The 12,830-nt window shown below is 70.9% G+C and carries 12 protein-coding genes; 7 read left to right on the top strand and 5 right to left on the bottom strand.

Annotated elements, in window-relative coordinates:
* The first annotated feature begins 101 nt into the window (after nucleotides 1-101).
* Nucleotides 102-698 carry an AAA family ATPase gene (locus tag ACRAKI_RS27910; protein ID WP_447003466.1) on the top strand — a complete coding sequence of 199 codons (597 nt, stop codon included), beginning with the start codon at nucleotides 102-104 and terminating at the stop codon, nucleotides 696-698.
* On the top strand, nucleotides 695-1,300 hold the full coding sequence (locus ACRAKI_RS27905) for a hypothetical protein (protein ID WP_447003465.1): 606 nt from the start codon (nucleotides 695-697) through the stop codon (nucleotides 1,298-1,300). The genes ACRAKI_RS27910 and ACRAKI_RS27905 overlap by 4 nt, the downstream gene beginning before the upstream one ends.
* Before the next feature lie 374 nt (nucleotides 1,301-1,674).
* Here the strand turns inward: ACRAKI_RS27905 and ACRAKI_RS27900 are convergent, their stop codons facing one another.
* The 3 genes from ACRAKI_RS27900 to ACRAKI_RS27890 all read right to left on the bottom strand — a co-directional run bounded on the left by ACRAKI_RS27900 (nucleotide 1,675) and on the right by ACRAKI_RS27890 (nucleotide 4,241).
* Nucleotides 1,675-2,268, bottom strand: a complete 594-nt coding sequence (locus tag ACRAKI_RS27900; RefSeq protein WP_447003464.1) for a TetR/AcrR family transcriptional regulator — start codon at nucleotides 2,266-2,268, stop codon at nucleotides 1,675-1,677.
* Nucleotides 2,269-2,476: 208 nt separating this feature from the next.
* Entirely contained in the window at nucleotides 2,477-3,400 is a 924-nt protein-coding gene (locus ACRAKI_RS27895; protein WP_447003463.1) for an N-acetyltransferase family protein, read from the bottom strand.
* 10 nt (nucleotides 3,401-3,410) lie between these two features.
* Entirely contained in the window at nucleotides 3,411-4,241 is an 831-nt protein-coding gene (locus tag ACRAKI_RS27890; protein ID WP_447003462.1) for a class I SAM-dependent methyltransferase, read from the bottom strand.
* 190 nt (nucleotides 4,242-4,431) lie between these two features.
* On the opposite strand from ACRAKI_RS27890, the gene rpsA reads away from it, so the two are divergent.
* From rpsA to coaE, 3 genes are all read left to right on the top strand, one after another.
* Nucleotides 4,432-5,928 carry a 30S ribosomal protein S1 gene (gene rpsA / locus ACRAKI_RS27885; protein WP_447003461.1) on the top strand — a complete coding sequence of 499 codons (1,497 nt, stop codon included), beginning with the start codon at nucleotides 4,432-4,434 and terminating at the stop codon, nucleotides 5,926-5,928.
* Nucleotides 5,929-6,062: 134 nt separating this feature from the next.
* Nucleotides 6,063-6,677 carry a hypothetical protein gene (locus ACRAKI_RS27880; RefSeq protein ID WP_447003460.1) on the top strand — a complete coding sequence of 205 codons (615 nt, stop codon included), beginning with the start codon at nucleotides 6,063-6,065 and terminating at the stop codon, nucleotides 6,675-6,677.
* A gap of 44 nt (nucleotides 6,678-6,721) precedes the next feature.
* Nucleotides 6,722-7,894 carry a dephospho-CoA kinase gene (coaE, locus tag ACRAKI_RS27875; RefSeq protein ID WP_447003459.1) on the top strand — a complete coding sequence of 391 codons (1,173 nt, stop codon included), beginning with the start codon at nucleotides 6,722-6,724 and terminating at the stop codon, nucleotides 7,892-7,894.
* 48 nt (nucleotides 7,895-7,942) lie between these two features.
* Here coaE and ACRAKI_RS27870 read toward each other — a convergent pair whose 3' ends face one another.
* Nucleotides 7,943-8,386, bottom strand: coding sequence for a DUF402 domain-containing protein (locus ACRAKI_RS27870; RefSeq protein WP_447003458.1), 444 nt, complete (start codon nucleotides 8,384-8,386; stop codon nucleotides 7,943-7,945).
* A gap of 213 nt (nucleotides 8,387-8,599) precedes the next feature.
* Nucleotides 8,600-9,112, bottom strand: coding sequence for a DUF402 domain-containing protein (locus ACRAKI_RS27865; protein WP_447008534.1), 513 nt, complete (start codon nucleotides 9,110-9,112; stop codon nucleotides 8,600-8,602).
* Nucleotides 9,113-9,220: 108 nt separating this feature from the next.
* Here ACRAKI_RS27865 and ACRAKI_RS27860 point away from each other — a divergent pair, with 108 nt between their 5' ends.
* Both ACRAKI_RS27860 and uvrB read left to right on the top strand, forming a co-directional pair.
* Nucleotides 9,221-10,588 (top strand): DUF5685 family protein, encoded by a 1,368-nt coding sequence (locus ACRAKI_RS27860; protein ID WP_447003457.1) that lies wholly within the window; start codon nucleotides 9,221-9,223, stop codon nucleotides 10,586-10,588.
* Between the two features lie 56 nt (nucleotides 10,589-10,644).
* The gene (gene uvrB / locus ACRAKI_RS27855) at nucleotides 10,645-12,804 is read left to right on the top strand and encodes an excinuclease ABC subunit UvrB (protein ID WP_447003456.1); all 2,160 of its coding nucleotides are present in this window, start codon (nucleotides 10,645-10,647) and stop codon (nucleotides 12,802-12,804) included.
* The last annotated feature ends 26 nt before the right edge of the window (nucleotides 12,805-12,830 follow it).

Genomic DNA, 12,830 nt, shown 5'->3' with positions numbered 1-12,830 from the left:
GAAAAGTTGCCCATTCATCTCCGGTTAGCTCGGAAGGGTGATCTTCGGTCGGTGTTCCCCGGTCTTCACCAGGGCTTGCGGTGCGGCGGTAGCCTGGCGCGGTGCCGCTCCTGGGACCAGCCGACGAGTTGCCGCACCCGCCGCGCCGGGTGCTCGTGGCCGGCACGTCGGGCTCGGGGAAGTCCACCCTGGCGAACCTCGTCGCCCGCACCCTCGGCTTGTCCTACGTGGAGATGGACTCCCTGTTCCACGGTCCACAGTGGACGGAGCGGCCGGAGTTCGAGTCGGACGTGCGCCGGTTCGTCAAGCTCGGCGCCTGGGCGACGGAGTGGCAGTACCGCCTGGCACGCCCGGTGCTGCTGGAGCACGCGGACACGTTGGTCTGGTTGGACCACCCCCGGCACGTCGTGATGCGCCGGGTGGCGGTGCGCACGGCGGTCCGCCGCGTCCGCCGCCAGGAACTGTGGAACGGCAACGTCGAACCGCCCCTGCGCACGGTGTTCACGGATCGGGAGCACCTGCTGCGCTGGGCGTGGAAGTCACACCGCCGCACCGGTGAGCGAGTCCGAGCCGTGCTCGAAGGCGAGCACGGCGAACGCGTCACCGTCGTGCGGCTGCGCGGGCAGCGTGAGGTCGACCAATGGCGGTCCGGCCCTCTGCGCCGGGCCGCCGAACGGGGCGAGGAGTCGGTGCGATGAGTGAGCGGACGGCATTGGTGCTGGGCGGCACGGGGATGTTGAAGGGGTGCGCGGACGAACTCCTCGAACAGGGGTGGCAGGTGGTCCTCCCGAGCCGCCGCCCGGAAGGGGCGTTGGGCCGCGCGGCCAAGGCGGCGTTGCGCGGGCGCGGCCACCTGCCGCACGTGAGCCAGGTCCAGGAGGTCGGCGAAGCGAAGCGGATCACGGTGACGGCGGACTGGTCCCGGCCGCAGGAGCTGGCGGACCGGGTGCGCGAGGTGATGGACCAGCCGGCGGACCTGCTGGTGGCGTGGGTGCACGCGAGCTACCGGGACGCCGTGCTCAAGGCCGTCGCACCCCTGCTCGCCCCGCACGCCCCGGTGGTGGAGGTGCACGACAGCGGCGCCGTCAACCCGGTGCGCGGCGTGCCCGACCCGGCCCTCGACGGCCACCCGACCCAGCAGGTGGTGCTGGGGTTCGTCCGCCACGGCGGCAGCACCCGCTGGCTCAGCCACGAGGAGACGTCGGTGGGCGTCCTCGAAGCCGTGCACCGGGCACTGGACGGCAGACCGCCGTCGGTGCACCAAGTCGGTGAAGTCGACACCTGGGTGATGCGGCACTAGGACGGCGTAACGGCGGTACCAGGCGGCAGCAGGGAAGTGGGCAAGAAGGTGAACGACCACAGCGACGTCCGGATCAAGGTCCTGTAAGTCGGCGAGACTTCCCGCCGGCACCGTCCATAGGTGCTCGCGGGCCTGCGCCCGACCGGAGAACCGGAGCCGTTCGACCCGCCGGGGGCGCCGGGACCACGGCGGCGTTCGACCTGGACCAGAGGTGCTTCACCACCGGGATCGCCACCGACCTCGGTTCCCTGGACCTGCACGGCTCGAACTGCCGGCCGGAGCCCGCCACACCAGCTCTCGTCGTGCTCCGCGACCTCCGGAACGGTTACGCGAAGCGGGAGCACCGCTTCACGTAACCGCTCACGTAACCGCGGTCAGCTCGGCCGCAAGCCCCGGACCAGCGACAACACCGACTCGCGCACGTCCTCCAGACTCCGTTCGGGCTGGAACACCTGCCAGTCCAGCGCGATCACCAGCAGCGTGCCGAACAGCGCTGCCGACGCCGTCCCCACCTGCACGCCGTCCGGCAGCAGGCCGGCGTCGGCCATCCGCTGCATCTGACCGCGCACGATGGACACGATGTCGTCCCGCAGCAGGCTCAACGTGTCGTGCCACTGACCGGGCGTCCGCCACAGCTCGGACACCAGCAACTGCCCGAACGCCGGGTACTCGGCGAAGAACCCGAGCATCCCGTCCACCAGCGACGCCATCGCCGACGACGTCCCCGACTCCTCCTCGGCCACCCGGAGCCGAGCGGCCAGCAGGTCCACGCCGTGCCGCAGCAACGCGTCCACCAGCGCGTCCTTGCTGGCGAAGTTGTAGTAGACGGTCCCCTTCGCCACCCCAGCCTCGGCGGCGATCTCCTCCACCGTCACGCCCGCCGCGCCCCGCTCGCCGACCAGCCGCAGCGCGGCGTCGAACAGCTTCTGCCTGGACACGGCGGTACGGCCCGGTCGCGTGCCGGTCACCGGAGCACCCCCTCGGTCGGAGTCGCAGCGCCGGCTCGGGCCTGAACCGGGCCGGCGTCCACACCCGCTGCCGGTACGCGGCGAGCGTCGTCAAGGCTAGGCGCGCGACCACGTGGCGACCAGGATCAGCGCGGCGCACACGCCCGTCCCCCGCGTACCCCCGTGACAGCCCGTGCTGCGGCGGGACCGGCGAACGGCCGTCCGCGAGCTAGCGCAACGCCCCCGCCGGGCGCACCTCCCACATCGTCCACAGCGGGCGGTAACCCTGGCGCGGCCAGAACACGGAGGACAGCGGGTTCGGCGGGTTGTAGTACAGGTAGGTGCCGACCGTGCCCAGTCGGTGCAGCTCACGGTGCACGTGCGCCATGATCTGACGGCCCAGCCCGGTCCCCCGCGCGCCCGGCAGCACGGACACGCAGTTCACGTAACCCCACCGCCCGTGCGGCAGCCTGGTCGCGGTCCAGTTGCCCGCCTCCGAGGTCACCACCGCGCACTCGACCAGCGCGACCGCGATGCCGTCCCGCTCGGCCAGCCACGCCGGACCGCCCGCCGCCAGCCGCTCGGCCAGCGTCCGCCGCTTCAGCTCCACCGCGTCCGGCCGGTGCACCGTCGACCCCACCATGGACGAGTAGCGCAGCTCGGCCAGCGCCAGCGTCAGCACCGTCTCCAGGTCGGCGATCGTGGCCCGGCGGATCGTCGCGCCGCCCGGCACCGGCGGGGGAGGACCCTTCCGCACGGCGATCACGGTCAGCGGCACCAGGCCGTGGTCCAGCAGCGCCCTGGTCGCCTCCGCGTCCCGGCTCGGCCACGTCAGCACGCACGCCGAGTCGCGTTCGGCCGGTGAGAGCAGGTCCAGCCGCTTCCGCCACGCCCGCAGCAGCGCGTCCATGCCCACCGCGCCCGTCGTGCCCAGCAGCGGCGTCAGCTCCCACACCTCGGTCGCCGACCACAGCCGGGCCGCCGACCGCCGCTCGTGCACCTGCCGGTGCAGCACACCCGCGACCCTGGTGCCGTCCGGCAGCGCGGCGGTGATGACGTCGCCCTCCGGCGGCGCGACGACGGACGGCAGCAACGGGTCGACGCTCGCGAAGCGCGCGCTCTGCGCCTCCATCAGCCCTTGACCGACGGTCATGCCAGGCAGGTTACGGCTTGCGGGTGCGGAAGATCGCGGTGCCCGGGAACAGCCGGCCGCGCAGCGGGCTCCACTGCCCCCACGTGCGGGTGTGCCCCGCCGGCCACTCCGGCTCGACCACGTCCACCAGCTCCAGGCCCGCGCCGACGAGCGCCCGCACGTAGTCCCCGGTGGTCCGGTGGTGTTCCACGTACGTCGCCCGGCCGCTGTCGTCGACCTCGACGTACGGGGTGCGGTCGAAGTACGACTGGGTGACGGTCAGCCCGCCCGGCCCCGGGTCGTCCGGGAAAATCCACCGGATCGGGTGAGTCACCGAGAACACCCACGGCGCGCCCGGCCGCAGCACCCGGGCGACCTCGCCGAACACCTCGCCCACGTCCGCGACGAACGGCACCGCGCCGAACGCCGAGCACGCCGCGTCGAAGCTCCCGGACGCGAACGGCAGCTGGTCCGCGCTCGCCTGCACGAGCGGCACGGCCACACCCGTCGCGTTGTTCGCCGCCACCGCGTGCCGCAGCATCCCGGCCGAGATGTCGAACGCCACCGCGTGCGCACCCCTCGCCGTCAGCCACCGGGCGCAGGGCGCGGAGCCGCAGCCGACCTCCAGGATCCGACGTCCGCGCAGGTCGCCGAGGTAGCCGGCGTCCTCCTCGCGGACGCCTTCCGGGCACCAGACGAAGTCCGCCGAGCCGAGGAAGTCGCCGTGCTCGGCGTGGTAGTCGTCGGCGTCGGCGTCCCACCAGATCCGGTTGGCCGTCCGCGACTCGGCCGCGTCGACGCCCCGCTTGGCGATGCCGGTGGTGCCGAGCGCGTGTTCCGCGCTCGCGTGCTGGTCGGACACACTGCTCCATTCAAGGGGGTGCGTTTGCCGGGTGGACGGCCGGCCGCGTACGATATCGCCCGCGTAGTGGGTTCGCGCCGTCCTTGATCGGTGATCACCTGGTGAGTCGGTCTTCGTGGTGGGGCGTGCCCTCCGCGTAGCGTTGAAACCCGCAGGCCTAACCCCAATCCGTACCGGAGCCACCTACCTAATGTCCACCGACACCACCACTGTCCCGGTTGCCGCTGCGCCGAAGCAGGTCGCCATCAACGATATCGGGACGGAGGAGGACTTCCTCGCTGCTATCGACAAGACGATCAAGTACTTCAACGACGGCGATATCGTCGAGGGCACCATCGTCAAGGTCGACCGGGACGAGGTCCTGCTCGACATCGGCTACAAGACCGAGGGCGTCATCCCCTCGCGCGAGTTGTCGATCAAGCACGACGTCGACCCCAACGAGGTCGTCAAGGTTGGTGACGAGGTCGAGGCTCTTGTTCTCCAGAAGGAGGACAAGGAAGGTCGGCTGATCCTCTCCAAGAAGCGCGCTCAGTACGAGCGCGCCTGGGGCACCATCGAGGCGCTCAAGGAGAAGGACGAGCCCGTCAAGGGCACGGTCATCGAGGTCGTCAAGGGCGGCCTGATCCTGGACATCGGCCTGCGCGGCTTCCTCCCCGCTTCCCTGGTCGAGATGCGCCGCGTCCGCGACCTGCAGCCGTACGTCGGCCGGGAGCTCGAAGCCAAGATCATCGAGCTGGACAAGAACCGCAACAACGTGGTCCTGTCCCGCCGTGCGTGGCTCGAGCAGACGCAGTCCGAGGTCCGCAGCGAGTTCCTCAACCAGCTGCAGAAGGGCCAGGTCCGCAAGGGCGTCGTGTCCTCCATCGTCAACTTCGGTGCCTTCGTGGACCTGGGTGGCGTGGACGGCCTGGTGCACGTCTCGGAGCTGTCCTGGAAGCACATCGACCACCCCTCCGAGGTCGTCGAGGTCGGCCAGGAGGTCACGGTCGAGGTCCTGGACGTCGACATGGAGCGCGAGCGCGTGTCGCTGTCGCTCAAGGCGACGCAGGAAGACCCGTGGCGCCAGTTCGCCCGCACCCACGCGATCGGTCAGATCGTGCCGGGCAAGGTCACGAAGCTCGTCCCGTTCGGCGCGTTCGTCCGGGTGGACGAGGGCATCGAGGGCCTGGTCCACATCTCCGAGCTGGCCGAGCGCCACGTCGAGATCCCGGAGCAGGTCGTGCAGGTCGGCGACGACGTCATGGTCAAGGTCATCGACATCGACCTCGACCGTCGCCGCATCTCGCTGTCGCTCAAGCAGGCCAACGAGGGCTTCACGGTCGACTCCGAGTTCGACCCGACCCAGTACGGCATGGCCGCCGAGTACGACGACCAGGGGAACTACATCTACCCCGAGGGCTTCGACCCGGAGACCCAGGAGTGGCAGGAAGGCTTCGACAAGCAGCGCGAGGAGTGGGAGCGTCAGTACGCCGAGGCCCACACGCGCTACGAGGCCCACATGAAGCAGGTGGCCAAGGCCGCCGTGGCCGAGGAAGAGGCTGCCGGGGAGACGAACTACTCCTCCGGTGGCGAGGCTCCGGCCGCCGCGACCTCGTCCAGCACGGGCGCTCCGGCTCAGGCCGGCGGCACCCTGGCGAGCGACGAGCAGCTGGCCGCGCTCCGCGAGAAGCTGTCGGGCGGCGCCTGAGCAGCACCGGCCGGCGGCACCTCGTCGGCTGACTGATCGACTCGATCGCCCCCTGCCCACCACGGGCGGGGGGCGATCGTCGTTTCGGCATCTCGCGGTGCGAAGTCGTTGTGGTGGGTTAAATTAAGAGTCTTATGGGCGTACGGACGACGGTGTTGGCGGCTGTGGTGGTGCTCGCGTGCGGGGCGTGCTCCACCGGTGAGCCGCCGCCCCGGGTGGCCCCGCCCATCCCGACGATCGTGCCGCCGACGACGTTCACCCGCGTGCCCCAGATGACGGACAGACCCCTGCCGGACGACTGCGAGCTGATCGTCCCCGTGCCGAGCGTGCACAAGTTCCTGGGCCGCGAGCTGCCCGGCGAGCTGAGAACGATCATCGGCATCCCGGAGCCGTCGCTCGGCCGCACCGCGAAGGTCGACTGCTACTACGGCCTCGGTGAGCGCCAGCCCCTGGGCGCCGCGCCCGTCGTCGTCGGCCTGGCCACCTACGGTGACCCGCCGACCGCCACCGGACGGGTCGAGGAGAGCGTCGCCGCCGAGCGCGAGCACGGCGCTTCCATCACCCAGGTGGATGTCGGCAAGGTGAAGGCGTCGCTGGTCAGCACCAAGGGTGAACGGCTACTCATCGGGTCGCTGGGCAAGACCACGTTCGTGAGCCGGGCGAAGGTCGGCGTCGTGCCGGACGAGCAGGTCGGCGTCTTCCTCGCCGCGCTCGCCCAGCAGGCCATGACGCCCGTCGAGGACGCCTGAGGGGCTGGGGGCTCGAAGATCCGGAGCATGGCAGGCTGGTCGCCATGTTGCGCGTGGGGCTCTCCGGGGGAATCGGGTCGGGCAAGTCGACGGTGGCGGGCAGGCTCGCCGAGCACGGAGCGGTGGTCATCGACTCCGACCGGCTGGCCCGGGAGGTGGTCCAACCCGGCACCGACGGCCTCCGCGAGATCGCCGAGGCGTTCGGCACGGACGTCCTGGACGCCGGAGGCGCGTTGAACCGGCCCGCCCTCGCGGCCAAGGTGTTCGGCGACGAGAAGGCCCTCGCCACGCTGAACGGCATCACGCACCCCAGGATCGCGGCCCGCACGGGCGAGCTGCTCGCCGCCGCGCCCGAGGACGCGATCGTCGTGCACGACGTGCCGCTGCTGGTCGAGAACGGCATGGCGCCGCACTACCACCTGGTGCTGATCGTGCACGCGGACCTCGACCAGCGCCTCACCCGGCTGCGCGGCCGGGGCATGGCGGAGGAGGACGCGCGCCGCCGCATCGCCGCGCAGGCCGACGACGAGCGCCGCCGCGCGGTGGCGGACGTGTGGCTGGACAACTCCGGCTCGCTCGACGTGGTGCTGGCGCGGGTCGACGCCCTGTGGGCGGACCGGCTGGTGCGGTACGAGTCGAACATCCGGCTGCGCCGCCACGCGGCTGGTCCGCCGATCGTGGTGCCGTACGACGAGACGTGGCCGGTGCAGGCGGAACGGGTCGCGGCCCGCATCCGGTCGGCTGCGGGCGGGCGGCGGGTCGAGCACATCGGCTCCACGTCCGTGCCGGGGCTCGCGGCCAAGGACGTGCTGGACTTCCAGCTGGCCGTGACGTCGCTGGAGGAGGCCGACGGGCTGGAGGAGGCGCTGGCGCTCGCCGGGTTCCCGAGCTTGGGCATCACCGAAGACGCGGTGAGGTACGAGGGTGACGCGCCGGAGGACTGGCATAAGCGGCTGCACGCGGGTGCGGACCCCGGTCGGCGGGTGAACCTGCACGTCCGGGTGGAGGGCGGGCCGGGGTGGAACTGGGCGCTGCGGTTCCGCGACTGGCTGCGGGCCGACGAGCGGGCGCGGGACGAATACGCGGCGCTGAAGCTGGAGCTGGCCGCGAAGCACCGGGGCGACGCGGACGGGCTCGCCTACGGCGAGTCCAAGGAGCCGTGGATGGGTGCGGCCACGGCGCGGGTGGACGCGTTCTTCGAGGGACGGAAGGGGTAGGGCGGGGCGTCCCCGCGAGGTCGGCTGCTCCTGCGAGGTCGGCGCTTCCTACAGGGACGGCCACATGTCGAAGATGCCCCGGTGGGTCAGCCACGAGCGGAGGTCGTGCCGGTGCAGGCTGACTTCCTCCAGGGTGCGGTGCACGGTGCGCAGCGCCTGGTCGGCGTCACCGGGGCCGAGGACGCGTCCGGCGACGGCCGCGGCGAACTCCTCCGACCGCACGATCCGCGCGGTGGTGCCGCCCGGCACGGCCAGGCCCAGGAGCAGGTCGGTGGTGCGCCACGCACGCCCGTCGCGCTGGACGCGGACCGCGCTGAGCACGCTCGGGCCGCTGCGCGCGTGCCGTGAACGAGGTCGGTGGTGGGTCAGCCGGAGCCCGAGTTCGGGCATCAACCAGGTGACCTCGGAATCGGAGAACGGATCCTCCGGGGTGGGGCATTCGAGGCGCAGGCCCCAGTGCTCCACCCGGCACGTCGACAGGTGCCTCGACATGCCGCTCGAGTAGCTCCGAACTGCGCTGACGGTGTCGACAACGTCGACCAGCTGAGGTGTTGTGACCGCTCCCACGCGATCCGAGGGTAGCCGGAGATGTGCTGCGGGTAACTATGCGGTTTGATTCGTTACATCACGGTCTGTGTGGTAGGTGGTCTCTATCAGGTGACAGGACACGGATGGCGGTTGACCAGCAACTGTCACCGTCTGTATTTACCGGCGACGCCATGTCGTGACCGTCCCCTGGGACGCCAGCCACCGCACCGCGTCGTGCCCGTGCGCCGCGATCCCGGCCACCGCGCGGTACGTCGTCTCCAGCGCCCACTGCGCCCGGTCCGACCGGACGAGGCCTTGGTTCAAGGCCGTCAGCAGCTCGTCGGTGTCCAGCACGGTCACGCTCCGACCGGTGCGCACGACCAGGTCCAGGTACAGGTCCACGGTCTTCCACACCGAACCGCTGGAGCTGATCTCCACCACGTCCACGTACAGGTCGTAGTCGCGCTCGTGGCCTGGGTGCCAGGACTGCCGGGTCAGGCGCAGGCCGTGCGCGGGCAGCAGCCACGACTCGAAGTGGGACAGGTGCGGGTGGCCGGGCACCGGGCGGGACATGTACAGGCCGTGGTCGGTCAGCCGGTACTCCTCGACCCCGCGCCGGTGGCCCTTGGGGTCGGTGTTGCTCTTCGCGTCCAGGTCGAAGTACTCGATCTTCGGCGGGTGGATGTGCATGCGGGTCCCGGCGGCGCTCGGCGTCACAACGGCGACTTTAGGCATCGGCACTCCTGGAATGCCCCTTACTGTCACCCAAAAGGATGATGATCGCTTAGTCTTCCCGCCATGTTCGGCATCATCCGCCCTTGTCGCAACCGCCTGGGCCCTGAGCTGCGCGAGTCCTGGCTGGCCCACCTGTGCGGGTTGTGCCTGGCGTTGCGCGACGACCACGGCCACATGGCGCGCCTGGTCACCAACTACGACGGTCTCCTCATCTCCGCGCTGGTCGAGGCGCAGGTGGGGGCCCAGGCAGGACGGACGCGGCGTACGGCGGGGCCGTGCGCGCTGCGGGGGATGCGGTCGGCGGACGTGGCCGTGGGCGCCGGTGCGCGGTTGGCCGCGACGGTGTCGCTGGTGCTGGCGTCGGCGAAGGTCGGCGACCACGTGTCCGATGGCGACGGTGTGTTCGCGAGTGCGCCGATGCGAGGGGTCGGCAGGCAGGTGGCGCGCCGGTGGGCAGCGCAGGCGTCGGCCACGGGGTTGGACCTGGGCTTCGACACGGCTGTGCTGGTGGACGCGGTGCGGCGGCAGTCGTCGGCCGAGGGTTCGGCGGGGGTGGGGTCGTCGGTCCTGCTCGTGACCGAGCCGACCGAGACGGCCACGGGAGAGGCCGTGGCGCAGACCGCCGTGGTGGCCGGGCGGCCGGGGAACGCGGAGCCGTTGCGGGAGGTCGGGCGGCTGTTCGGGCGGATGGCGCACCTGCTGGACGCGGTGGAGGACTTGGCGGCCGATCGGGCGTCCGGGGCTTGGAACCCGTTGTCGGCGACCGGGACGACGGTGGACGAGGCGCGGCGGTTGTGCGATGACGCGGCGTTGGGGATCGAGCTCGCCCTGGGGGAAGTGGAGTTCGCGGACGACCGGTTGGTGCACGCGCTGTTGGTGCACGAGGTGCGTGAGTCGGTTCGCCGGGCTTTCGGCGAGTCGGGTGGGCCTGGGGTTTGTGGGGTGCACGGGGGCAGCGGGGCGCAGGCCCACACCCCGCCTCCGCCGCCCGGGTGGCAGCCCGGGCCGGGGATGTATCCGCCACCGGGGCCAGGGCACTCCGGGCAGCCGGGGCCGGGGCGGTTCGGGCAGGCTGGGCCGTACGGGCAGCCCGGTCACCGGGGGAGCGTGCCGCCGCCTGGCCAGGCGCCGCCGCCTGGCGCTCCGGGCGGCGGGGGTCCGCCGGAGCCGCCGACCGGTGGCAGGAAGAAGCGCGGCGGGGGGCCGTTGAAGCCCGGCAGCGGGCTGTGGTGCTGGCCCAAGTTGAAGGAGCCGCCGGTCAGGCGTGGCGTGGTCCTGGGGTGCCTGGCGGTGCTCTACCAGTGCGGCACCTGTCAGCAGTGCTGTCGCGATCCCTTCCCCGGGCCGTTCAGCGGCAAGCCGAACGACTCGTGCGGGGACTGCTCGTGTCCTGACTGCTCGGGCGGTTCGGGGTGCGACTGCACCTGCTGACGTGGTGTGACCTGGGGCGATGGAACTTTGTCGTACCCCCGGCGTACCGTCGTGTCGTGGCTTTCCCTACCGAGATCCCGGTCAAGGCGCACTCGTCGCATCGTCCCGTCGGTGACATCCCCCGGACCGACGCGAAGTTCCGTGTGGTCAGCGACTACCAGCCGGCGGGCGACCAGCCCGCCGCGATCGCGGAGCTCGAACGGCGCATCCGCGCCGGGGAGAAGGACGTGGTGCTGCTCGGCGCCACCGGCACCGGCAAGTCGGCCACCACGGCCTGGCTCGTGGAGAAGGTGCAGCGGCCGACGCTCGTGATGGCGCCGAACAAGACGCTGGCCGCGCAGCTGGCGAACGAGCTGAAGGGGTACTTCCCGGACAACGCGGTGGAGTACTTCGTCAGCTACTACGACTACTACCAGCCCGAGGCGTACATCCCGCAGACGGACACGTACATCGAGAAGGACTCCTCGATCAACGAGGACGTCGAACGGCTGCGCCACTCGGCGACCATGAGCCTGCTGACCAGGCGCGACGTGATCGTGGTCGCGTCCGTGTCGTGCATCTACGGCCTCGGCACGCCGCAGTCGTACCTGGACCGGTCGATCAAGCTGGAGGTCGGCGGCGAGGTCGAGCGCGACCTGTTGCTGCGCGCCCTGGTCGACATCCAGTACACCCGCAACGACATCGCGTTCAACCGCGGCACGTTCCGCGTGCGGGGTGACACGGTCGAGATCATCCCGGCGTACGAGGAGCTGGCGCTGCGGGTCGAGTTCTTCGGCGACGAGATCGACAAGCTCTACTACCTCCACCCCCTCACCGGTGACGTGGTCAAGGAGGTGGACGAGCTGCGCATCTTCCCGGCCACCCACTACGTCGCGGGTCCGGAGCGGATGGAGAAGGCGATCGGCAACATCGAGGCCGAGCTGGCCGAGCGGCTGTCCACGCTGGAGCGGCAGGGCAAGCTGCTGGAGGCCCAGCGCCTGCGCATGCGCACCGCCTACGACATCGAGATGATGCGCCAGGTCGGCTTCTGCAACGGCATCGAGAACTACTCCCGGCACATCGACGACCGGGGCCCCGGCACCGCGCCGGCGACCCTGATCGACTACTTCCCGGACGACTTCCTGCTGGTCGTCGACGAGTCGCACGTGACGGTGCCGCAGATCGGCGGCATGTACGAGGGTGACGCGTCCCGCAAGCGCAACCTGGTGGACCACGGCTTCCGGCTGCCCAGCGCCCTGGACAACCGCCCGTTGACGTGGGAGGAGTTCGCCGACCGGATCGGGCAGACCGTCTACCTGTCCGCGACGCCGGGCCCGTACGAGATGGGTCAGGCGGGTGGCGAGTTCGTGGAGCAGGTCATCCGGCCGACCGGTCTGGTCGACCCGGAGGTCGTGGTCAAGCCGACCGAGGGCCAGATCGACGACCTGGTGCACGAGATCCGGGTCCGGGCGGAGAAGGACGAGCGGGTCCTGGTCACCACGTTGACCAAGAAGATGGCCGAGGACCTGACCGACTACCTGCTGGAGCTGGGCATCCGGGTCCGGTACCTGCACTCCGAGGTCGACACGTTGCGCCGGGTCGAGCTGCTGCGCCAGTTGCGGCTGGGTGACTACGACGTACTGATCGGCATCAACCTGCTGCGGGAAGGGCTGGACCTGCCCGAGGTGTCGCTGGTGGCGATCCTGGACGCGGACAAGGAGGGGTTCCTCCGGTCGGCGACCAGTCTCATCCAGACCATCGGGCGTGCGGCTCGCAACGTGTCGGGCGAGGTCCACATGTATGCGGATCGGATCACCGATTCGATGCGGCACGCGATCGACGAGACCAACCGGCGGCGGGCCAAGCAGGTCGCGTACAACGAGGAACGCGGGCTCGATCCGCAGCCGTTGCGGAAGAAGATCACGGACATCCTGGAGCAGGTGTACGCGGAGGCCGAGGACGCCATTGCTCCCGGCGGGTCCGGGCGCAATGCGTCGCGGGGGAAGAAGCCGACCGGGGATCCCGGGGCTGGTGGTCGTGCCAGTTCGGGTGTGCTGGCCGATCGGGATACCGGGACCATGGCGCGTTCCGAGCTGGCCGACCTGGTGCAGCAGTTGACTGATCAGATGATGAACGCGGCTCGGGAGCTGCAGTTCGAGTTGGCGGCTCGGCTGCGTGATGAGATCCAGGACTTGAAGAAGGAGTTGCGGGGGATGGACGCGGCCGGGGTCAAGTAGCGGGCGCTGAGGTGGGCCGGCCCGAT

This window comes from Saccharothrix isguenensis (assembly GCF_052936305.1).
Note: the sequence above shows the minus strand (reverse complement) of the source record. Positions and strands in the feature narration are given on the sequence as shown.

Bases quoted from the DNA above. Each gene is read 5' to 3' on its own strand.
- ACRAKI_RS27865 (WP_447008534.1), bottom strand. From the start codon at position 9,112: ATGCACATCCACCCGCCGAAGATCGAGTACTTCGACCTGGACGCGAAG.
- ACRAKI_RS27905 (WP_447003465.1), top strand. From the start codon at position 695: ATGAGTGAGCGGACGGCATTGGTGCTGGGCGGCACGGGGATGTTGAAG.
- ACRAKI_RS27880 (WP_447003460.1), top strand. From the start codon at position 6,063: ATGGGCGTACGGACGACGGTGTTGGCGGCTGTGGTGGTGCTCGCGTGC.
- ACRAKI_RS27895 (WP_447003463.1), bottom strand. From the start codon at position 3,400: ATGACCGTCGGTCAAGGGCTGATGGAGGCGCAGAGCGCGCGCTTCGCG.
- ACRAKI_RS27860 (WP_447003457.1), top strand. From the start codon at position 9,221: ATGTTCGGCATCATCCGCCCTTGTCGCAACCGCCTGGGCCCTGAGCTG.
- coaE (WP_447003459.1), top strand. From the start codon at position 6,722: ATGTTGCGCGTGGGGCTCTCCGGGGGAATCGGGTCGGGCAAGTCGACG.
- rpsA (WP_447003461.1), top strand. From the start codon at position 4,432: ATGTCCACCGACACCACCACTGTCCCGGTTGCCGCTGCGCCGAAGCAG.
- ACRAKI_RS27870 (WP_447003458.1), bottom strand. From the start codon at position 8,386: ATGTCGAGGCACCTGTCGACGTGCCGGGTGGAGCACTGGGGCCTGCGC.